This is a genomic window from Sphingobium sp., assembly GCF_032153725.1.
Classification (GTDB): domain Bacteria; phylum Pseudomonadota; class Alphaproteobacteria; order Sphingomonadales; family Sphingomonadaceae; genus Sphingobium.
Window position 1 is genome coordinate 49,314 of the sequence record NZ_JALDYQ010000010.1, and the last position, 20,909, is coordinate 70,222.

Below are 20,909 nucleotides of genomic sequence, written 5' to 3' on the forward strand. Positions count from 1 at the left end.
TTCCATTTCTCATTATCGGGTCAGTTCCGGGGATGTTCGGCGTCCTTCCGGCTCATCGCGGTGAAGCCGTCGAACTGCGGATTGCTACGTGAAAGAATGGCCTGCGCGCGCTCCGCGATCGGTTCGTCGAAATTATCCGATGTGAATATGTAGAAACGGCCTGCCTCGATACCTTCGAATGCCTGGCGCGCAACTGCCTCGGGATCGGCACCGCCGGCGGCAATCGACCGGAGCGCTTCGGGTTCCTCCATGTCGGCGGCGGCGCTGCGCAAATGCGCGGGGCGCACGCGCTCCGTCTCGAATATCCGCGTGTTGACCAATCCCGGACACAGCATGCTGACGCCGATCGGCGCGCCCCTTTCCAGCAACGAGGCATAGAGCGCCTCGGTCACGCGCACCGCCGCATGTTTGCTGGCGCCATATACCGGGGAACCGGCGCCGCTGATGAAGCCTGAGACAGAGGCGGTGTTGAGGATATGCGCCGGCCTGTCCGCCTCCAGCATGCGAGGAACGAAGCTGCGCAAGGCGTTGACGATGCCCAGCACATTGACGTCGAATGCCCAGCGCCAGTCCTGTATCTCATATTCCCAGACCGGGCGGTGGCGACCGCCCGGAACGATGCCGGCATTGTTGCAGAGAAGGTCGACTGCCCCGAACCGGGCATAGGCCTGATCTGCCATGCGCTCCACATCCTCGGAATTGGAAACATCGACGCGCATCCTGTGGACATCCGCCGACCGGCAACTGTCCGCCGTCGCTTGCAGGCCTGCCTCATCCACATCGGTGATGACCAGCTTCATGCCCCGGCTGGCGGCGGCTCGCGCCAGCGCAGCGCCGATACCGCTCGCAGCGCCAGTGATGATCGCAACCCGTCCTGTGAAATCTTGTGCCTTCACACCTGTCCTCCCGTCAGCCAGCTTCGCAGCGCATAGCTGCCGTCGTCAGGATGGCGTTGCTCATCCCCCTTCGGCATGACCACATGGGTGCTGGCCGGAAAAGCGGCCGCCACCTCCAGATCAATCACGATAGTGCGACAGGCGATCTTCCACTCGCCGTTCCGCCGCTCGAACCGGTCAAGATAACGGCCGACATGAATGGCGGGCTTGCCTGCTTCTCCGTCCTTCATGACGGAAATGGAGATCAGACAGGACTCTCCTGTCGCGCGATCGCCCGCAATCTCGAACAGGCAGTTGGAGGTCAGATGCGACGTCGTTACCGCGCGAACGCGGAGGGCCGCCAGTGTCGTTTCGGCAAAGGCATGTGCATGACCGGAAAAGGATATCATGTCGACCGTGGCATCTTCGAAGAACACGGCTTTGAGCTGATCGACATCGCAGCGGTCCAGGCCTCGCGCGTAACGATTTACCAGTTCAAGGAGATCGCTCCGGTCGTACAATGCCTGCAGGCAATCGGTCATGCCAATTCCTTTTCCATAGGGGCGCGGGTCAGCCCGCGTCCCCCATCTGAAGATCCCCGGTAATCACGATGCCTGCACCATCGACGCGATAATGTTTGTTGATGAAGATCAGCAGCGACGTCATCGCCTCGGCCGCCGCCGAATTGGCAAGCGCGCCCGCATGCACGCCCCGCAGTCCGATCGCATGGGCCAAGCCGATGATAACCGCGCGGGCATCCTTGTCATCACCGAACACCAGCACATCGCACCCCACATCCATGTCTTGCGCCAGCTTGTGGGCGGCGACGTTGTGAAAGGCCGAAACCATCCGGACGCCGTCGCCCAATATGGCCTGCGCCCGCAATGCCGCGCTGCCTTCTTCGGGCAATTGCACGCGCATGACCCGCGGTGGCACCAGCGGAACGGTTGTATCGACGACGATCTTCCCGATCACGAAGGGCGCGATGTCCCGCATCGTCGCGTCCTGCGCCGCGAAAGGCACGGTCACCAATATGATGTCCGCCTTCGCAGCTGCGTCGGCATTGCCGAGCCCTTCCGCGCCATGCCCGATCCGTTCGGCTTCCGCCGCGGCATTTTCAGCCGAGCGCGAACCGATCAGGATGCGATGGCCCGCCCTGGCAAGGCGGCGGCCGATCGCGCTTCCAAGGCTGCCGGTGCCGCCCACGATCGCAATGCATTGATCCCTGTCCAATATCATATCCTCTCCAGTTGATGTTGACGGGATGCGGAAGGATCGGCTTCCTCCGGCAACAGATCGTAAAGGGTGGTGCGCTGCCGCAGCGGCCTGCCGATGGATCGGGCCAGACGCATCATGGCAGGCTGATCGAGCAGTTGCCCGTGCACGCCACCGGCCGCCCGCGTGATGGATTCGTCCATGAGCACGCCGCCCAGATCGTTTGCCCCCGCATTCAGGATGGCGGCTGCGCCGTCCGGCCCCATCTTGACCCAGCTGACCTGAATGTTCGGGATGAGCGAGTGCAGGACGATGCGCGCCACGGCATGCATCAGCACCGCTTCGCGATAGGTCGGCCCCGACCGGCTTGCGCCCTTGCGCCAGAATGGCGCTTCCATATGCACGAAGGGCAGCGGCACGAATTCCGTAAAGCCGCCGGTTTCCTGCTGGAGCGCGCGGATCTGCAACAGATGGTTCGCCCAATGCCCATAATTGTCGACATGGCCGAACATGATCGTCGCCGTGCTGCGCAGCCCCACGCCATGAGCGGCGCACATGACCTGCAGCCACTGATCGGCGGTGACCTTGTCCGGAGCAATGATCGCCCGCACGTCCGGATCGAGAATCTCGGCCGCCGTGCCCGGCAGGGTCGAAAGCCCAGCCGCCTTCAGCCGGGCCAGATAATCTTCCAATGGCAAGCCCAGCGTGGTCGCCCCGTGAAACACTTCCAGGGCCGAAAAGGCATGGATATGCAACGACGGTGCAGCGGCTCTGACAGCATCGACGATGGCCAGATAGGTTTCGCCGTCATAATCGGGATGAATCCCTCCCTGAAGGCAGACTTCGGTGGCGCCGCGCTCAACCGCCTCGACCGCGCGGCGGCTGATTTCGGGGAGATCCAGACGATATGCCGGGCCCCGCAGCGCCTTCGTGCTCCCCTTTGAAAAGGCGCAAAAACCGCATTTGTAGAGGCAGATGTTCGTATAGTTGATGTTGCGGTTGACGACATGGGTGACGGTGTCGCCGACGGCTTCCCGCCGCAACCGGTCCGCCATGCGCACGACGGCTGCGAAGTCGCCGCCATCCGCCGTGAACAGGGTCGCCACGGCGTCCCGGTCCGGTTCCTCCCCTTCGTTCAGCCGGTCCAATATCCCGGCGATGCGGGATGACATCTGCTGCCCCCCGATGAAAACCGGCGCAGCCAGTCCCGATCCTGCATGCCAGCCGTCGGTGCGCGCCAATCCCTGCCCGTCCACCTGGCGGCGGACCGAGGGCGCAAGGCGCGGATCGAGCCACGTGCCGGGATCGGCCGCATGACGTGGGCCGATTGCCAGACGCGGCCGCAAGATTCGGCGCGCGCGTGTGCAGGCCCGTTCAAGCACAGTAAGGTGCGGCCATGGCGCTTCGGGATTGACATGATCAGCCGTGACGGGCGATACCCCGCCCCAGTCGTTCAGCCCCGCCGCGATCAACGATTCCAGCGCGTCCGGTTGCAGATTGGGGGGAGCCTGGATGCTGACGTCCCGGGGCAGGATCAAGCGCGCGAGCGCGATGCTCCACAGCAATTCTTCCAGCGGAGCATCCGCATGACCAGCCATCGGCGTCCCCGGCTTCGCGCGGAAATTCTGGACGATCACCTCCTGGATGTGACCGTAGCGCAGGTGGAGATCGCGCAGGGCGCAGAGCGCTTCGATCCGTTCCAGCCCGGTTTCGCCGATGCCGATCAAAATGCCGCTGGTAAAGGGCACCTTTGCCTCGCCAGCCGCCGCTATGGACGCAAGCCGCACCGCCGGCCGCTTGTCCGGCGAACCGAAGTGCGGCCCGCCCCTTTCGCACAGCCGGTCGGCACTGCTTTCCAGCATCAGCCCCATAGACGCGGCATGAGGACGCAGCATCGCATAGTCATCCGGCGACAATATGCCCGGATTGAGATGCGGCAACAGACCCGTCCCGTCGAAAACGGCCTGGGCCGCAGCCGCGACATAGGCCAGCGTGCTTTCATGGCCCCGTTCGCTCAGCCACAGGCGCGCCGCGCCATAGCGGTCCTCCGGACGATCCCCCAATGTAAAAAGGGCTTCGCGGCACCCCTGCGCTGCACCGGCCCGTGCGATTTCCATGACCTCGCCCATGGAGAGATAGGGGCTGGCGATACGTCCCGGCGTCGTCGCGAAGGTGCAATAATGACAGACATCCCGGCACAGGCGCGTCAGGGGAATGAACACCTTCGGAGAATAGGTGACGACCGGTCCGAAGGCATCTAGCGCAATCGAACTGGCCATGGCCATGAGTGCCGATGTTTCGACGCCGCTCGCAAACCCCATGATATCGTCAGGCGACATCGCGGAATCCAGCGGCATCACGGGATGATCAAGCATATCGGCATTGGTTCCTTGACGAAGGACGTCCAGCGAATTTCGGCAGGATCGGCGCGGGTCCGGAAAACTCCGCCTTGCAGACCGAAAATAGTCCAGACAAAAATGACTGTCCAATCATTTATGCTAATCGCGCTGCATTCAGTCGGTGCCTGCGCCACCGCTCTGAAAGGATGCCATGTCGGCCTTGAGCCTGGAACCCGCCAGCAGAAACAGAAGGGCAGCAGGCAGGCTGGTCAGGGACATGATCGCCAGAGACCAGGCGAGCGCATCCCCCTGCCCGTTTGCGACACCGGCCAGGGCATCGCTCAACACGCCGGTCACGAAAGGCCCGGCAGCGCCCCCGAGTCCGGCCGTGACCACGATGCACGCCGCCGCCAGGGCGCGGCTCGACGGCTGCACCAGCGACTGGGCAATGGCGGCCTGCGGCGGAATCCAGCAGTTGAGCAGGATGGCGCCGATGATGCCCGCGGGCAGGGAAAACATCGGCGTCTCCGCGATCCGGTATTGATAAGCCGCCATCAACGGCACGGCGAACATGGCGATTGCGGGCATCCAGCAATACCAACGAATATCCTTGCGACTCAGAAAGTCGCTGAGAAAGCCTCCGCCAAACATGCCGAGAGCGCCGCCCACGCCCGATATCAGGGCCACAATGATGGTGATCTGTTCGATCGGCAACAGGAAGGCGCGACCGTAAAAGGGTGCGTTCCAATTCAACGCGGCATTAAGCGGGATCGCACCGAGAAAGCCGGCAGCCAACAGCAGGCGATAGGCACGCGAGGCCAGGATTTCCCGAAGCGCGTCCAGCATATCGCCCGAACTTGCGAGGTTCTGCGCCCTGCCGGAATCATCGCCGCGCGTTTCATCCCGCAGGAAGAAGAAGATGAGCGGCACGACCGCCAGTCCCAGCCCCCCCAGCATCACGAAGGTCGTCCGCCAGCCCAGAGCCGCGCTCAGCATGCCGCTGGAGAAAATGCCCAGCAAGGTACCCAACGGGAAAACCATCTGCCAGATGGCGATCGCGCGGCCGCGCTGGCGGGCCGGAAACTGATGCGCAAGCAGCGCCTGCGCCGCCGGAGAACAACCCGCTTCGCCGATTGCCACCCCCATGCGCAACATGGCAAGCGCCAGAAATCCGTTGGCAAGACCGCACAACATCGTCAGCCCGTTCCATGCGGCCAGGCAGACCAGTATGACCCGTTTGGGTGAAAGACGATCCGCCAGGCGGGCAATGGGTATCGCCGCCAGCGTGTAGACCAGCGAAAAGGACAGACCCGTGACCGCGCCCAATTGGGTATCGCTCAACCCCAGTTCGGCCTTGATGGGCACTTGCAGGATCGAGATGCTGAGCCGGTCCATATAGTTGGTCAGACCGACCAGCATCAGCAATATCAGCGTCCGCCATTTGTTGGGAGATGCGATGCGCATGCCGCTCCTGGGCCGCTCCATGCTTTCCGAAACTTCCATCACCTTCTCCTAACACCCTGCCGTGCCCGGGACACTCAATGACTCAATAGTCATTTTTTTCTGGAATGCCCGGCCCGTGAATGGCCCGGCCGCAATTCACACGCTTGCTCATAAATGCGCCGCTCGATAGAGATCGGCGAAGCGAAAGGATCGAGATGGCGCGCAAGGCTACGGAAATGGCGGCAGGAAACACGGCCGCCGCCACGACGACGAAAACGGTTGCGGGAAGACGGGCCGAGCGCCAGATCGCGACACGCCGAAAAATTCTCGATGCCGCCGCCCGCGTCATCGGCCGCTACGGTTATGTCGGTTGCACCGTCGCCCGAGTGACGGCCAGGGCCCGCATGGCCCACGGCACCTTCTATCTCTATTTCAAATCGCAGCAGCAACTGCTGGACAGCATCCTGCCGACATTGGGCGACGAAATGCTCGCGAGCATCGCCGCGGCGATCGGTGACGAAACAGATCCGATCGAAGTCGAACGGCGCGGCTTCACCGCCAATATCGCCTATACCGCCAGCCATCCTTACATGAACCGCGTTCTTTACGAGGCGCAGCTGTTCGCGCCCAAGGTTTACAGCCGCTGGCTCGACGGCATAGCCGAAAGCTATGTTCGTTCCTTCAAACGCACCCTGACGCGCGGTCCCTTCGCCAATGCAAGCGACGAACGGCTGTATATGGTGGCCATCATGATCGTGAACGCACGAACCGCGCTGCTTTTCAGAATCGACAACAAAACTTCGGCCCAGCCCGAATTTGTCCAGGAAACGATCGAAACCTACCTGACTTTCGTCACTGGCGGATTGGGGATCTAACGCCCCGACCAGGTCAAAGCGCGTTTTGGGCAATGCGTGCGACATGCCATCCTGCCGTTCCGAATTGAGAGCCATTGGCGAGAATGCGTTTCAGATAATGCCCGACCGAACATTCGTCGGTCATGCCTATGCCCCCATGGATCTGGATCGCGCTTTCGCCGACCTGGCGCCCTGACCGATCGGCCTGCGCTTTGGCCGCCGATATGCGCATCGGCGCGTCGGATGCGGAATCGTCAAATGCCGCAAGGGCGTCGATGACCAGCGCGGAAGCCATTGTCTCGGCGATGAACATGTCCACCAGCCGGTGCTGAAGCACCTGAAAACTGCCGATCGACTTTCCAAACTGCTTGCGGACCTTGGCATATTCCAGCGTGTCGCGATTGAGCCCCGTCACCGCGCCAGCCGTCTCCGCAGCCGCGCAAACGCCAGCCAGGTCAAGCACGACGGCCAAGGTTTCCGACGCGTCGCCGCCGATGGCAACGCATTGTGCATCGGCCAGGGTGACACGGCTCGCCATGCGATTGTCGATCAGCCGATAATGCTGGAATGCCGCGCCCGGATCGTCCCGGTCCACCAGATAAAAGCCCAGGACGCCTTGTTCGTCCCGCGCGGACACAATGAGCTTCGCGGCCATCATGCCATCCATGACATGGATTTTCTGTCCGCTTATCCTTCCGCCGGAGACTCGCGCGTCGACATGATCCGGCACGTCGCCCGAACTGGCCTCGCGATGAGCGAAGCCCAGACGCAATTGACCCGCCGCGATGGCCGGCAGCAATTGCTGCTTCTGCTCCTCCGAACCCAGCCGGGCGACAATCGTTGCGCCGATGACGACGCTATCCATATAGGGCAGCGGCAGCAGATTGAGGCCAACCTGCCGCATGACCATGGCCAGATCGCCGGCGGCGCCGCCTATACCGCCATATTCCGGGCTGATGCCGATGGCGAACAGGCCCTGATCGCCAAAAGACGTCCATTCGACGGAATCGCAGACCAGATCGCCCGAACGGCACCGCTCGATGCTGAAATATTGCGCGGCCAGTCGCTCGATTGTCGCACCGGCAAGGCGCCGGTCGTCCTCATCTAGACTTGTCATGTACGTCATAATCCCAGCACCGCCTTCGCAAGAATATTCTTCTGCACTTCGCTCGACCCGCCCCAGATCGAATAGACCCGGCCGAACAGATATTCGCCAACGGCCCCCGCCGCCCCTTCGGGCGAGACGAGCGGTGCCGAGTCTCCCGGCACCAGCGCTTCGGCCTGAAAGGAAAGGCCGCCCTGCGACAACGCGTCGACATGCGCGCCGGAAATGGCCTGAAGCAGTTCGGCGCTGACGATCTTCAGCATGGACGCGGAAAGGCCGGGATCATTGCCCATTTCCAGTTCGGAAAACATCCGGTTGCACAGGCTGACCAGCGACATCAGCTTGAGTTCCAGTTCGCCCATGCGCTGGCGCCAGGCCTGCGTTTCAGCCAGCGTCACCGATCCCTGCCGGATTTCCGAGAGGAAAAAGCGCAATTGCGCCATCAACCTTTGCGCCTTGCCCACCTCTGCCGAAATCAGACGTTCATTGTCGAGCAGAAACTTGGCATAGGTCCAGCCCCCACCTTCCTCCCCCACCAGATTTTCGACCGGCACCCGCACCTCGTCCAGAAAAACCTCGTTGAGGTCCTCGACCAGGTTGATGCTCTTGATCGGCCTGATCGACACGCCGGGGCTTTTCAGGTCGATCAGCAGGAAGGAAATGCCGCACTGCGGCTTCGCATCGGGATCGGTCCGCACCAGCGTGAACATCATGTCCGCCCACTGGGCCATAGAAGTCCAGATCTTGTGCCCGGAAACGACATAATGATCGCCATCGCGCACTGCACGGGTCTGCAGATTGGCCAGATCCGATCCGGCGCTCCGTTCCGAATAGCCCTGCGCCCACCAGATGTCGTGGCTGATGGTCGGTTCCAGCCAGCGCCGCTTCTGCGCATCATTGCCGAAATTGTAGATGACCGGCCCCACATAGGTGATGCCGAACGGCGCCAGCCAGGGCGATCCCGCCCGGTAAAGCTCATTTTCGAACAGCCAGCGCTTGAGGTGCGACCATCCCTGACCGCCATATTCCTGCGGCCAGTGACCGATCAGCCAGCCCTTTTCCTGAAGAATGCGCATCCACCGGACGAAGTCCGTCTTGTCCAGATGCTGGTTCAAAAGCACCTTCGACCGGATGTCCGCGGGCAGCCGGGTCTTGCAGAACTCAGCGACCTCATCCCGGAAATCCGAAAGATCCCTAGCCAATTCCATTCGCCTCGTTCCCCGATCCCATTTCAAAAGCGGCCACGCCCGGGCCCGGCGCCCTAGGCACCGCTCGCCCGGCCGTCACCGATGACCAATTCACTGAGTCCGCCCTTGCGCAGCACCGTTTCAGGAAGCCCGTTCGGGTTCAGCAGGCCGCCGAACCGCAGGCGATTGTCCGCGTGATTGAGCTGATGATAGGCAAAGGCGAGGTCGATCGATTTCTGCAGCCCCTGCATGTCGAGCGCGGCGTTGATCGCCTCCTTGGCGAGCTTGACCGCCAAAGTCGGCTTAGCCGCAATCTTGCGGGCCATGTCCTGGACGAAGACTTCCAGATCGGCGGCCGGAACGACGTGGTTGACCATTCCCATTTCGCGGGCCTGATCGGCATTCCAGCTGTCGCTCGTGAACAGAAGCTCCTTCGCCTTGCGGCCGCCCAATTCCCACACATGGGCAAAATATTCGACGCCAAGCACACCGATATTGACGACCGGGTCCTGAAAAAATGCATCGTCGGATGCCACGATGATATCACAGATCCACGCGAGCATCAGCCCTCCCGCTATGCAGGCCCCCTGCACCTGGGCAATGACGGGCTTGGGGATCGAACGCCAGCGCCGACACATGTCCAGATATGTCTCATGCTCCCAGCCCAGCCATCCCTCGGTATCCCCGGTTTGCACATCTCCCCATGTCGATGTCAGCGCATATAGTTGACCCACCGAATCATGCTCGGTGTCCTTCAGGTCGTGACCGGTCGAAAAATGCCGCCCGGATCCGCGCAATATGATGCATCGCACCATCTTGTCCCGCGCGGCCCGCATGAACGCCTCGTTCAACGCATAGGTCATCTCGACGTTCTGGGCATTGCCGGTGGACGGCCGGTTCAGCGTGATCCTCGCTATCCCGTCTTCCAGATTCTCGTAAAGAACCAATGCTGTCTCGTTCGGCACATTCACTCTCCACAAATTCGCATGTACATGATGGGTTAGTCATTTATTTTATCAATGCTTCGATCCGGTGCACCGCGCGGCTGCCCGCTATGCGCGCGACCCGAAGCCTACATAAAATAAATCTATAAAACTGATATATATAGATAATTTATGATGTTGGCGCCGACCCGTCCCGGGATAATGCGAGCACCGATTAACCCGGTGACTACAACATCATTTTATGATTGCATAGTCATTTTTTTTGGATTAGGACAATGAGGGACGCATGAACAAGGGCGCCGGATAAGCGCCCTGTTGCCCCCAGGGAGAGAGACAATGCCGACATACCCGCCTCGATATCGCACGACCCGGACGAAGGCCGTGGCGGCCAGCGTGATCGCCATGGCCGCATGGAACGCGGCTCCCGCGCTAGCGCAGGAAACAGCGCCGCAAAGCGCGAGCGCGCAGGCTTCCGAAAATCAGGGTGGGTTGAGGGATATCATCGTGACCGCCCGCAAGCGGCAGGAAAGTGCCCAGAATATTCCGGTGGCCGTCACTGCCCTGTCGTCTGATGAACTGGTCAACCGCAATATCCGGACGATCGAACAGGTTGCCACGTCCGTTCCGCAGTTCACGGTCGCGCGCGGCAGTTCCGGCAGCGGCGCGAATCTCAGCCTGCGCGGCATCGGATCGAATTTCACGAGCATCGGTATCGAACAGTCGGTTTCGGTCAATGTCGATGGCGTCTATTACGGACAGGGCCGAATTCTGAACGAGGGCCTGTTCGACATGGCGCAGGTCGAAATATTGAAGGGGCCGCAGGCTCTGTTCTTCGGCAAGAATTCGACCGCCGGCGCCCTGTCCTTCACCACGGCCGATCCGGGGCAGAAGACCGAAATCATCGGTCGCGCCGGTTATGAATTCCGGACGCATGAAAAATATCTCGAAGGCATAGTGTCAGGCCCGCTGTCCGATACGCTGAGCGCCCGCCTGGCGGTGCGGTGGAGCGACATGGATCGCGGCTATATGAAGAACCAGGCGGTCGGCGGCCCCTTCAAGGTCAATGACGTCGCCAATGGCGGTGCGCAGACTGTCTACAATGTTCCGCCGTCGACCCGCTACGGTCCGATGGAAGAAAATATCAATATTCGGGGCACCCTCAAATTCCAGCCGACCGACAAGTTCACGATCACGCTGAAAGGCGGAATGAGCGATCGTAATGCAACCTCTGCCGGATTCCTGAACGAATTATTCCGCTGCCCGGTCGGAGGAACCTCACAACTGCAACCCGGGAACGAGTGCAATAAGGATTGGAAGGGCTATTGGGACGATCTGCCGAGTGAGCTCGTAAGCGCCAACCCGCTTCTGGGCCGGAAGAACGGTCAGCTTTATGACGATTACCGTTCCTATACTGCCACCGCGACCGTAAAATACGACACCGACGTCGTGAATTTCAACTGGGTGAACGGTTATCAGAAGTTCGACAACCAGTTCAGCCTGAAATCGGATGCGACCACAAACGCCAATCGCGGCACCTATGCGGGCACAGGCACGAAATATGAGGCCTACTCAACCGAATTCCGTGCGCAGACCGACCTCAAATTCCCGGTCAATTTCCTGATCGGCCTTTATTATCAGGCATCGAAGCTGAACTTCCAGCAGGACATCATATTCCCAGGAACGGCGGCGGCGGGCCATGCCATCGACACCAGCGTCACCGATCCTGCGCTGGTGCCGCTGACCGTACGCAAACTGGGCCACACCGACGGCGCGACCTTCGCATTGTTCGGACAGCTGCTGTGGGACATCGTGCCGACGCTTCAGATGACGGCCGGTGGGCGGCTGACGAGCGAAACCAAGGATTCGACCTTCCGCATGCCCTATGTGAACCGCAATTTGCGCGCGGTTTACCGGATGTATGACCCAGCCAATCCCTTGTCAGAGTTCGTGAATCACCAGAAGTTCGACAATTTCTCGCCGGAGGTAACGCTGACATGGAAGCCGTCATCCCGCTTGACGGTTTATGGCGCCTATAAGACGGGATACAAGTCCGGCGGCTTCTCGATCAGTGGCCTCAACACTGTCACGACCTCTGTCGATGACCTTGCCTTCGGTCCAGAAACCGTCGAAGGGTTCGAAGCAGGTATACGCAGCAAGTTGTTCAACAATAGCGTTCGGCTAAACTTGACTGCTTTCCATTACGACTATAAGAATCTTCAAGTCGACTTTTTCAACTCCGCGATCACCACGTTTGTGACCTTCAACGCGGGAACGGCGCGCACGCAGGGGCTGGAACTTGACGGAGAATGGGCGCCGCGGTTGGTTCCCGGCCTGACGCTCAGGGGCGCTTTGGCCTATACTGACGCCAAATATACCGACTTCCCTGGCGCACCCTGCTATGCCGGGCAGAGGCCGGCCATGGGCTGCCTGGCCCCGACAACGGCCATCCCCTATGTTCACCAGAATCTGGACGGCGTGCATACGCAGCTCGCGCCAAAATGGGCCGGAACATTGGGCATCGACTATGAAACCGATATCGGTTCCGCGCTAAAGGGCGGCCTGCTGCTCAATCTACGCTATAGCGACCGTTATCTGGTCAGCCCCTTCGGCAACCCTGTCGACGTGCAGAAGTCCTTTGCGACGCTCGACGCGACATTGCGGGTCGGCGCGCAGAATGATCGCTGGCAGCTTGCGCTGATCGGGAAGAATCTGACCAACCGCTATGTCCTGAACGCCGCGCAGGATGCGCCCAGCACGGGATCTGGCACGGGAACGATAGCGGGCGTTCCGGCTGACCAATATGGCTTCCCCGCGCCGCCGCGCACCGTCGCGCTCCAGCTCACAGTTCGATATTGACGGGATCAAGGGGGCGGATTTTCCCGCCCCTTCCTTCCTCGATATCATCAATAAGGCGTAGCAGCATGGACGCAACGCGCATCATCCTGAACAGCTATCCCGATTCCGCCATCGATGCCGACACATTTGCAGCAGTCAAAACGCCGCTACGCCCGCTGGCAGAGGGAGAAGCGCTTTTTGAGAATATCTACGCCACGGTCGATCCAGCGCAAAGCCGGCGGCTCAGGCGATATGAAAATTACGTTCCGCCTTTCCAGCCAGGCGAGTTGATAGCGGGCCTCGCCCTTGGCCGGGTCATCGAGTCACGTTCGCCTACCTTCGTTAAGGGAGATTATTGGACTCATTGGAGCGGCTGGGAAACGCACAGCATTGTGCGGGCTCCTGCGGAACAGGGCCCACTCACTCAGCGCGCAGATCCTGCCGTCGCGGCGCTGACGGACTATCTCGGCCCGCTGGGAGGAAAGGGCATCACTGCATGGATCGCCATGAAATTGCTCGGTGCTGTAAAGCCGGGCGATACCGTACTGATATCAGCAGCGGCAGGCGCGGTTGGCGGCATTGCTGGTCAGTTAGCGCGCGCCTATGGAGCGGCACGGGTGGTTGGCATTGCTGGCGGCCAGGACAAATGCCGCTATCTGATCAACACGCTCGGCTATGACGCCGCCATAGACCGGCATGCAGGCCAGATTGATGCAGCCATAGACCGGAATCTGCCGGAAGGCATTGACATGTATCTCGACAATGTCGGCGGCCCTCTTCAAGCTATCGTGACGGAACGCATGAACCGCTTCGGACGCTTCGTTATCACAGGATCTGTCGCCGAATATGGCATGGACGTGCCACCGCCCGGCCCCAATCTGTTCGTCACGGTACGGCGTGGCTTCAGCATCCACGGCTATCTGGCGACGCAATATTATGATCGTTTCCTCGAGTTCCGCGCCGAGATGCTGGCCCACCTCGCCAGTGGCCGGATCAAGGTTGGCATCGATGTCGCAGACGGTCTGGAGCGGGCACGCGAAGCGATGACTGGCATGCTCGCAGGTGACAATATCGGCCAGCGACTCATCCAGATCACGCCCGGCATATCTCCTTCATTGTAACATGAGCGGCGCCCCGTCCTTCTTGGCGGCCTGATCCACCACAGCGACCTGCCATGTTGGCGACAGCTATGATAACCCGCTAGCCGAGACGATCACCGGCCTGTTTCCTGGCGCGGCGGGTCGCGGCACGACTTCGCGACCGATATAGGGTCTGAAAAAACGCATGGTTGAGTGGTTTGGCGCAAAATCGCCATTGGACCCGAATGGAAAGCATGATGCGCGTACCGGGACCAGGAGCAATATCGAAGACCAGTCGTTTAATGTTGATGCCCCAGACATTCCCCATGACAGACAGATTCAAGCAGTCCATCAGGCTGCAGGTCGTCCGCCTGTTAAATGATGTCGATCGCGGGGAAGCGCCTGTGCCAAGAAGTGCCAACGCGCTGTTCCATCCTCGCTCCGTCGTGTGGCGCGTTCACGGAGATGTAGGCTCGATGATGGTGGGCGGGATCACCAGTCTCCTGATGCAAATGCTTCACCCCTCGGTACTGGCGGGCGTTTGGGATCATTCCAACTTTCGGGCCGACATGCACGGCCGCCTTCGCCGGACCGCGCGCTTCATCGCGACGACGACCTATGGCGATCGCGAGGCCGCCCATGCAGCGATCAATCGCGTCCGGACGATCCATGAAAAGGTCAGGGGCCTACTGCCAGATGGCACGCCTTATCGCGCCAACGATCCCGAATTGCTGGCGTGGGTTCATGTGACCGAAACCACAAGCTTCCTCGCAGCATGGATCCGCTATGGGAATCCTCTGATGTCTGCTGCCGACCAGGATCGGTATTTCGCCGAGATGGCTACCATCGGGCACGCCATGGGCGCGGATCCTCTACCAAGGTCGCAGTCGGAGGCACGCGCAATCATCAAGGGGATGCGGCCGGAGCTCAAAGCAGACGCGCGAACTGAAGAGGTCGCGAAACTCATCCTGGGCCCACCAGGGATTAGTCCAAAGGACCTGCCCCGAATGCTCGCGATGCAGGCAGCCATAGATCTGCTGCCAAGCTGGGCACGACGAATGCACAAGCTTTCCACGTCGCCGCTTGAGCGACCGTTCGTGCGGGCTGGGGCATTTGGTGTGGTACAGACTTTACGTTGGGCGTTTCGATGACGATGCAACCGACCTTGCACGAACCTGCTCCGCGGGAGGGTCGCGTGGGGCGCATGCTCTCACCGCAGTTGCTCGAACTGCTGCGGATGTGGTGGCGCGATCCGTACCGGCTTCAATCGTGGCATTTAGTTGACTCACCCACTCCCGCGCGGCGGCGATGGTGAGAGCCGGACAGACCCCAAGCGTTCGCCTCAGGAATCCGCGCTGTGATGGGGCCTAGCGCATATATTTCCGGGCGCTTTTGCCGCCCGAGAGCTTCTGGATCGTCAGCCGCCTCTACGAGCGCACCTCGATCATCGTCACCACCAACTTCAGCTTCAGCGAATGGCCCTCGGTGTTCGGCGTCGCCAAAATGACCACCGTGCTGCTCGATCGGCTCACCCCCATGCCGACGATCCTAGCGTACTATCAGGGGGTGGCACAGATATAAGCCTCGGACCACTCCCCGTTGATCGGCGCGCCGGGTACCCGGCGCAGGCGGACCTCGAAATGTTGTCGAAGGGCACGGCGCCGAGCCGCCTCTGCACGAGGCGCCAATAACTGTGTTGCGACCGAAGCAAACTACCCTGCCAATACTGAGGCATGCAATGCATATAAAAGGCCAGCGCCGGCGGCGGCTTGCGCCTCCAGCCCCATCGCCTCCGGCGCGATCAGATCTAGATAAAAGCGCGCTATTACCCGCTTCGCAGTCAGGAATGTCGCATCTCCGTCCGTCGTTGCCAGCGCAGCATCATGCTGGCGCGCCATTAACCAGCCGCAAGTCAGCACCGACACCATAGTGAGATAAGGGTAGCTTCCCGCCAGACGGTCGTTCACCTCCGCTCCCAACATCCATGCAGTCACCCGCTCTACCGCGTCCGCTAGCGCCATCAGTGTCGGTTCACTCGCGCCTTCGCCGCGTACATCGGCGATCAACGCCCGCATGCCCGCGCCGCCATCGCCCATCAGCTTGCGTCCGACTAGGTCCATCGCCTGGATGCCGTTGGTTCCTTCGTATATCGGCGCAATCCGCGCATCACGGAAATGTTGCGCCGCACCAGTCTCCTCTATGAAGCCCATCCCGCCATGCACCTGCACGCCGATGCTCGACACTTCGCAACCGATATCGGTGGCATGCGCCTTGGCAAGCGGAGTCATCAGGTCCAGCCGCGCCTTCGCGCCTTCAATGCCCAGATGTGACCGATCGACCTGGCTTGCGGCATAATAGATCAGCGCGCGCGCCGCCTGCGTCTGCGCCTTCATCCGCAACAGCATGCGCCGCACATCGGGATGCTCGATGATCGGGACGCCCTCGCCACCAGACGAGCCGTCGGCCCGCGCCGACTGTACCCGCTCGGCAGCGTAGGCGATGGCTTCCTGCGTTGCCCGCTCCGCGATCTGCACACCTTGATTGCCGACATTCAGGCGCGCGTTGTTCATCATCGTGAACATCGCCCTCATGCCACCCAACTCACCTCCCACCAGTTCGCCAATGCAATTCCCATGATCGCCATAGCTCATGACACAGGTGGGGGAGGCGTGGATGCCCAGCTTGTGCTCGATCGAAACACAGCGCACGTCATTGTCGATCGTCGGTTCGCCCTTCGCATCGAGTCGATATTTGGGCACGAGGAACAACGATATGCCCTTGGTTCCTGGCGGCGCATTGGGCGTCCGCGCGAGCACCAAATGGACGATATTTTCGGTCAGATCATGCTCGCCGAAGGTTATGAAGATCTTCTGCCCCGAAATCCGGTACGTCCCGTCGTCCAACGGCTCAGCTGTGGTGCGTAGCGCGCCAACGTCCGAGCCGGCCGACGGCTCTGTCAGGTTCATGGTGCCGTTCCACTCACCTGACACCACCTTTGGTAGCCAGGTTCGCTGTTGCTCCAGGCTGCCATGCGTCATCAACGCCTCGACCGCTCCTGGTGTCAGCATCGCAATCAGCGAAAAGCCCATGTTAGCGCTGCCGAGACTTTCCAGCACCAGAGTCGCCAATGTAAACGGTAGTCCTTGTCCACCATAGGCTACCGGCCCGTCGATCGTGCCCCAGCCATTATCGACGTAGGCCTTGTACGCTCCACGATAGCCCTCAGGCATTCGCACAAAGCCATTGTCCCACTTCGCCCCGACGGTATCGCCAACGCGCGAAAGCGGCAGAAATTCACGTTCGGCAAAGGCCGCAGCGCCATCGACGATCGCTTCGACCATATCCGGCGTCGCATCACCATACTGGTCATGCGACGCAATTTGCGAGATCATCGCGACATGCTCCAGCACGAACTTTTGTTCGATCGTCGGCGCTCGATAAGCCACAATTTACGCCCTCCGCTGTTCAATGATATGCTCTGTAGTAATATCCGGCTCCGGAATGTCGGAGATAAGGGTCGGAGAGAATCCGCCCCGTATTGTGGGATTCACGGAACCGTTCGATGAGCTGCTCTATTCAACGCCCCGTCCATTGCGGCGCGCGTTTCTCGACAAAGGCGCGCGGTCCTTCGGCGAAATCTTCGGTCATCATAACGCGGTCTTGCGCTTCCAACGACAATGCGAAGAGCGCGTCATCTGACATATCATAGGCCTGCCGGGCGATCCCCAGGCTCTCCCGGACCGCGATCGGCGCGTTCTGGTTAATCAGCTCCGCAAACGCGATCGCCTCGGCAACTGCTTCCCCTGCAACGGTGACCTTGTTGACGAAACCCAGTTCAGCCGCGCGCGCGGCTGGAATGCGACCTCCCGTGGCGATCAGTTCGAACGCCTGGGCTCGAGGCATAGCGCGCGGGAGACGATAGACGCCACCGGCGGCCGCGATCAGGCCCCGGGTCACCTCAGGGAGCGAGAAGACAGAGGTGTCTGAAGCGACGATCATGTCGCATGCCAGTGCAAGCTCGAAGCCGCCGGCCAGCGCAAAGCCTTCGACCGCCGCGATCCAGATTTTGGAGCGAGGATGTTTGACGAAGCCAGCAAACTGGCCGTCGGATGTATAGAGGTCCTGCATTCGGCCGGCCGACACCTCTTTGAGATCGGCTCCGGCGCAGAAGGCCACACCCCCCTCCCCCGTCAGAATGGCGGTCCACAGATCCGGATCAGCCTCGATCGCTTTGACCGCGCGATCGAGCCCGGCGGCGACGGCTCCGTTTACCGAATTACGAGCATCGCGGCGACGAATGGTGACGAGCGCCACATGCGGCGCGACGACTTCTACAGTGACAGCGTCCATGATGTTTCGAGCCTCTCAATAGATTTCAAACAGGCCAGCTGCGCCCATGCCGCCGCCCACGCACATGGTGACCACGCCATATTTCGCCTTGCGGCGGCGGCCTTCAAGAAGGATGTGCCCCGTCATGCGGGCGCCGCTCATGCCATAGGGATGGCCGATGGCGATGGCTCCGCCAGACACGTTCAGCCGCTCGTTCGGAATGCCGAGCGTATCCCGACAGTAGAGGAGCTGACTGGCGAACGCCTCGTTCAGTTCCCAGAGGTCGATGTCATCGACCTTCAGTCCGTGCTTCCGGAGGAGCTTTGGTACCGCCAGGACGGGACCGATACCCATCTCATCGGGATCGCACCCGGCCACCGCCATACCCCGATAGGCGCCGAGCGGCTGCAGGCCGCGCCGACCGGCCTCCTCTGCGCTCATGAGTACCAGGGCTGCGGCACCATCAGATAGCTGGCTGCTGTTCCCGGCTGTCACCGACCCGCCGGCCTCCAAGACCTGGCCGCCCTTGTAGGCGGGCGGCAAGCCAGCGACCGACTGGGGGGTCGTGTCGGCACGCATCCCCTCATCCTGGGTCAGCGTGACTTCGCGAAAGCTGGTTTCACCCGTTGCTTTGTCGGTGACGACCATCCTGCTCGGGAGCGGCACGATCTCATCGGCGAACAGGCCAGCGCCAGTTGCCTTCACAGCACGCTGATGCGATTCCGCGCCGAACGCATCTTGGGCTTCTCGGCTGATATTATGACGCCGCGCAACCATCTCCGCGGTTTCGAGCATGCTCATATAAATGTCCGGGCGGTGCTCCACCAACCATGGATCCTGCGCGCGATACATGTTCATGTGGTTGTTCTGGACCAGCGAGATGGACTCCACCCCGCCGGCCACAACAATGTCCATGCCGTCGATCAATATCTGCTTGGCGCCGGTGGCGACCGCCATCAGCCCCGACGCGCACTGCCGATCGATGCTCATACCTGAGACGGAGGTTGGGAGCCCGGCCGCAAGCGCCGATTGGCGCGCGACATTGGATTGGGTGGCGCCCTGCTGGAGCGCACAACCAAAGACGACATCGTCGATCTCGTCGAGTGCCAGGCCAGCCCGATCGACGGCATGCCGTATCACATGCCCGCCAAGCGTCTGCGGTTGGGTGTCATTAAATGCGCCGCGATACGCTTTGCCAATAGGCGTGCGGACAGTGGAAACGAAGACGGCTTCGCGACTGGACATTCTGATCTCGCTTTAAAGAGTTTGTGGTCATGGAACGGCTTGCCCCCCGGGAGCGACGAAGATGTCGATCTCCAACTCCGAGTCGGGATCATCCCGATAGGGTGCAAAATCGATGACGCCTGCCTCGCGCAGCACATCGTCGTCGAGCAGGAAGTTCCCGGTGAAGGCCTTAACGTCAGGCAGGAAGATGGCATAAGCGGCATCTGCCATGATCTCGGGTCGACGAGACAGGAGCATGATCGCCTCGCCGCCAGGCGCATGCTCAATGGTGGCGGTGCGGCCCGGACGCTTTCCAGAGTGAGGCGCGGTTTGAGTGTTCTATTCCATGAGCGCGCAGCACGTTGCCAAAGCGTCCCAGCCCCGGCGTATCCAGCGACGCCAGCGCCTCTGCCCGAATGTGGCAATCCCGCTCTAGCGCCACCAGCGGATGTGGCCCTGCCCCGCTTGAGAATGAAGCGCCGCAAGCCTTTTCAGCCTTCGCACGCGATCTGCCAGCCGATCTCGGCCAACGGGTGGGCCTTGGCGCCCACCAACTCCGCATCCGCGCTGCTGGCTTGCCCGTCCTGGCTTCGGCGCCACACCCCTTGCAGGATAGCCGCAACGCGAAACAGGCTGAACGCGAGATAAAAATTCCACTGAGGAATTCCCGATCGCCCCGTCCGCTCACAGTAAAGACGGACATAGTCCGCCTCCTCTGGAATCCCCATGCCGACGCGATCGAGATCGGCAAAGCCACGAAAGAGATCGGCGCCCACACGCCAGACCATGGCGTGATAGGCGAAGTCCGCCAGGGGGTCCCCGATCGTCGACAACTCCCAATCAAGAAGCGCAATGACACGCGGCTCCGTGGGATGGAAGATCATGTTGTCCAGGCGAAGATCGCCGTGAAATATCCTCCCCGGCTGCTCCGGCGGCAAATTCGCCGGCAGCCACTCGATCAGTCTTTCCATCGCTTCGCAAGGATCGCCTTCGCTGGCGCGATATTGCCGGGTCCAGGTCGCGACCTGTCGTTCAACGAAACGCTCGGGACGGCCGTACCCCTCCAGTCCCACCGCAAGCGGTTCGACATGATGCAGGCTCGCAACCGTCGCGTTCATGGCGTCGAAAATACCGGCCCGCTCATGGGGTGACATGCCAGGCAGCCGCTGATCATAGAAGATGCGGCCTTCCACGAAGTCCATGATATAGAAGGGAGCACCCAGGATCGCACTGTCGTCACAGAAGGCGAGCACCTTGGGCGCAGGAACGTCGCTATCGCGCAGCGCATGGAGAACGCGATATTCGCGCTCGATCGCATGGGCTTTCGGCAGCAGCGGCCCCAAAGGCTTTCGACGTAGGACATACTGCCCAGAGTCCGCGCCCACCCTATAGGTCGGATTCGACTGCCCGAAGCCGAACTTCTGCAACGTGTGGCCACCGCCAAAACCGGTGACATGCGAAGACATCCAGGCGTCAAGCG

17 protein-coding genes and 1 pseudogene are annotated in these 20,909 nt (G+C 61.1%); 5 read left to right on the plus strand and 13 right to left on the minus strand.

Translation table 11 applies throughout. From position 1 onward, the window contains the following. Positions 1-20: 20 nt before the first annotated feature. The 5 genes from RUH75_RS05415 to RUH75_RS05435 form a co-directional block, all read right to left on the minus strand. Entirely contained in the window at positions 21-896 is an 876-nt protein-coding gene (locus RUH75_RS05415; RefSeq protein WP_313802952.1) for an SDR family NAD(P)-dependent oxidoreductase, read from the minus strand. Continuing rightward, positions 893-1,417, minus strand: a complete 525-nt coding sequence (locus tag RUH75_RS05420) for a nuclear transport factor 2 family protein (RefSeq protein WP_313802954.1) — start codon at positions 1,415-1,417, stop codon at positions 893-895. The genes RUH75_RS05415 and RUH75_RS05420 overlap by 4 nt, the downstream gene beginning before the upstream one ends. 28 nt (positions 1,418-1,445) lie before the next feature. Further along, positions 1,446-2,114: an NADPH-dependent F420 reductase gene (npdG, locus tag RUH75_RS05425; RefSeq protein ID WP_313802956.1), complete on the minus strand. Its 669-nt coding sequence runs from the start codon at positions 2,112-2,114 to the stop codon at positions 1,446-1,448. Beyond that, complete coding sequence (gene cofH, locus RUH75_RS05430) at positions 2,111-4,465, minus strand: 5-amino-6-(D-ribitylamino)uracil--L-tyrosine 4-hydroxyphenyl transferase CofH (protein WP_409592323.1); 2,355 nt, start codon at positions 4,463-4,465, stop codon at positions 2,111-2,113. The genes npdG and cofH overlap by 4 nt, the downstream gene beginning before the upstream one ends. Positions 4,466-4,603: 138 nt before the next feature. Further along, positions 4,604-5,932, minus strand: coding sequence for an MFS transporter (locus RUH75_RS05435; RefSeq protein WP_313802958.1), 1,329 nt, complete (start codon positions 5,930-5,932; stop codon positions 4,604-4,606). 155 nt (positions 5,933-6,087) lie between these two features. Here RUH75_RS05435 and RUH75_RS05440 point away from each other — a divergent pair, with 155 nt between their 5' ends. Beyond that, positions 6,088-6,747: a TetR/AcrR family transcriptional regulator gene (locus tag RUH75_RS05440; protein WP_313802960.1), complete on the plus strand. Its 660-nt coding sequence runs from the start codon at positions 6,088-6,090 to the stop codon at positions 6,745-6,747. Positions 6,748-6,760: 13 nt separating this feature from the next. Here RUH75_RS05440 and RUH75_RS05445 read toward each other — a convergent pair whose 3' ends face one another. Genes RUH75_RS05445 through RUH75_RS05455 form a run of 3 tightly spaced genes read right to left on the minus strand, consistent with a single transcriptional unit; the run spans position 6,761 to position 9,983 of the window. Then, on the minus strand, positions 6,761-7,843 hold the full coding sequence (locus RUH75_RS05445; RefSeq protein ID WP_313802962.1) for an acyl-CoA dehydrogenase family protein: 1,083 nt from the start codon (positions 7,841-7,843) through the stop codon (positions 6,761-6,763). 5 nt (positions 7,844-7,848) lie between these two features. Then, positions 7,849-9,039, minus strand: a complete 1,191-nt coding sequence (locus RUH75_RS05450) for an acyl-CoA dehydrogenase family protein (protein WP_313802964.1) — start codon at positions 9,037-9,039, stop codon at positions 7,849-7,851. Between the two features lie 53 nt (positions 9,040-9,092). Further along, positions 9,093-9,983: an enoyl-CoA hydratase gene (locus RUH75_RS05455; RefSeq protein ID WP_313802966.1), complete on the minus strand. Its 891-nt coding sequence runs from the start codon at positions 9,981-9,983 to the stop codon at positions 9,093-9,095. A gap of 315 nt (positions 9,984-10,298) precedes the next feature. Here RUH75_RS05455 and RUH75_RS05460 point away from each other — a divergent pair, with 315 nt between their 5' ends. The 4 genes and pseudogenes from RUH75_RS05460 to RUH75_RS05475 form a co-directional block, all read left to right on the plus strand. After that, positions 10,299-12,818, plus strand: a complete 2,520-nt coding sequence (locus tag RUH75_RS05460) for a TonB-dependent receptor (protein ID WP_313802968.1) — start codon at positions 10,299-10,301, stop codon at positions 12,816-12,818. Between the two features lie 65 nt (positions 12,819-12,883). Further along, positions 12,884-13,918, plus strand: a complete 1,035-nt coding sequence (locus tag RUH75_RS05465; RefSeq protein ID WP_313802970.1) for an NADP-dependent oxidoreductase — start codon at positions 12,884-12,886, stop codon at positions 13,916-13,918. Positions 13,919-14,202: 284 nt separating this feature from the next. Next, complete coding sequence (locus tag RUH75_RS05470) at positions 14,203-15,027, plus strand: oxygenase MpaB family protein (protein WP_313802972.1); 825 nt, start codon at positions 14,203-14,205, stop codon at positions 15,025-15,027. Positions 15,028-15,283: 256 nt separating this feature from the next. Next, positions 15,284-15,409: pseudogene (locus RUH75_RS05475) on the plus strand (ATP-binding protein); the annotation flags it as partial. 179 nt (positions 15,410-15,588) lie between these two features. Here RUH75_RS05475 and RUH75_RS05480 read toward each other — a convergent pair. The 5 genes from RUH75_RS05480 to RUH75_RS05500 all read right to left on the minus strand — a co-directional run bounded on the left by RUH75_RS05480 (position 15,589) and on the right by RUH75_RS05500 (position 20,895). Then, positions 15,589-17,268: an acyl-CoA dehydrogenase gene (locus tag RUH75_RS05480; protein ID WP_313803004.1), complete on the minus strand. Its 1,680-nt coding sequence runs from the start codon at positions 17,266-17,268 to the stop codon at positions 15,589-15,591. Between the two features lie 184 nt (positions 17,269-17,452). Then, a complete protein-coding gene (locus RUH75_RS05485) occupies positions 17,453-18,226 on the minus strand; it encodes an enoyl-CoA hydratase-related protein (protein WP_313802974.1) in 774 nt (257 codons plus the stop codon). A gap of 15 nt (positions 18,227-18,241) precedes the next feature. After that, complete coding sequence (locus tag RUH75_RS05490; RefSeq protein WP_313802976.1) at positions 18,242-19,450, minus strand: acetyl-CoA C-acyltransferase; 1,209 nt, start codon at positions 19,448-19,450, stop codon at positions 18,242-18,244. 27 nt (positions 19,451-19,477) lie between these two features. Next, positions 19,478-19,660: a hypothetical protein gene (locus RUH75_RS05495; RefSeq protein ID WP_313802978.1), complete on the minus strand. Its 183-nt coding sequence runs from the start codon at positions 19,658-19,660 to the stop codon at positions 19,478-19,480. 260 nt (positions 19,661-19,920) lie between these two features. Continuing rightward, on the minus strand, positions 19,921-20,895 hold the full coding sequence (locus tag RUH75_RS05500) for a phosphotransferase (RefSeq protein WP_313802980.1): 975 nt from the start codon (positions 20,893-20,895) through the stop codon (positions 19,921-19,923). Positions 20,896-20,909 lie beyond the last annotated feature (14 nt).

Excerpts from the sequence above, each read along its gene's own strand:
- RUH75_RS05420 (WP_313802954.1), bottom strand. The coding sequence starts at position 1,417 with ATGACCGATTGCCTGCAGGCATTGTACGACCGGAGCGATCTCCTTGAA.
- npdG (WP_313802956.1), bottom strand. The coding sequence starts at position 2,114 with ATGATATTGGACAGGGATCAATGCATTGCGATCGTGGGCGGCACCGGC.
- cofH (WP_409592323.1), bottom strand. The coding sequence starts at position 4,465 with ATGCTTGATCATCCCGTGATGCCGCTGGATTCCGCGATGTCGCCTGAC.
- RUH75_RS05435 (WP_313802958.1), bottom strand. The coding sequence starts at position 5,932 with ATGGAAGTTTCGGAAAGCATGGAGCGGCCCAGGAGCGGCATGCGCATC.
- RUH75_RS05440 (WP_313802960.1), top strand. The coding sequence starts at position 6,088 with ATGGCGCGCAAGGCTACGGAAATGGCGGCAGGAAACACGGCCGCCGCC.
- RUH75_RS05445 (WP_313802962.1), bottom strand. The coding sequence starts at position 7,843 with ATGACAAGTCTAGATGAGGACGACCGGCGCCTTGCCGGTGCGACAATC.
- RUH75_RS05450 (WP_313802964.1), bottom strand. The coding sequence starts at position 9,039 with ATGGAATTGGCTAGGGATCTTTCGGATTTCCGGGATGAGGTCGCTGAG.
- RUH75_RS05460 (WP_313802968.1), top strand. The coding sequence starts at position 10,299 with ATGCCGACATACCCGCCTCGATATCGCACGACCCGGACGAAGGCCGTG.
- RUH75_RS05465 (WP_313802970.1), top strand. The coding sequence starts at position 12,884 with ATGGACGCAACGCGCATCATCCTGAACAGCTATCCCGATTCCGCCATC.
- RUH75_RS05470 (WP_313802972.1), top strand. The coding sequence starts at position 14,203 with ATGACAGACAGATTCAAGCAGTCCATCAGGCTGCAGGTCGTCCGCCTG.
- RUH75_RS05480 (WP_313803004.1), bottom strand. The coding sequence starts at position 17,268 with ATGATCTCGCAAATTGCGTCGCATGACCAGTATGGTGATGCGACGCCG.
- RUH75_RS05485 (WP_313802974.1), bottom strand. The coding sequence starts at position 18,226 with ATGGACGCTGTCACTGTAGAAGTCGTCGCGCCGCATGTGGCGCTCGTC.
- RUH75_RS05490 (WP_313802976.1), bottom strand. The coding sequence starts at position 19,450 with ATGTCCAGTCGCGAAGCCGTCTTCGTTTCCACTGTCCGCACGCCTATT.
- RUH75_RS05495 (WP_313802978.1), bottom strand. The coding sequence starts at position 19,660 with ATGGCAGATGCCGCTTATGCCATCTTCCTGCCTGACGTTAAGGCCTTC.
- RUH75_RS05500 (WP_313802980.1), bottom strand. The coding sequence starts at position 20,895 with ATGTCTTCGCATGTCACCGGTTTTGGCGGTGGCCACACGTTGCAGAAG.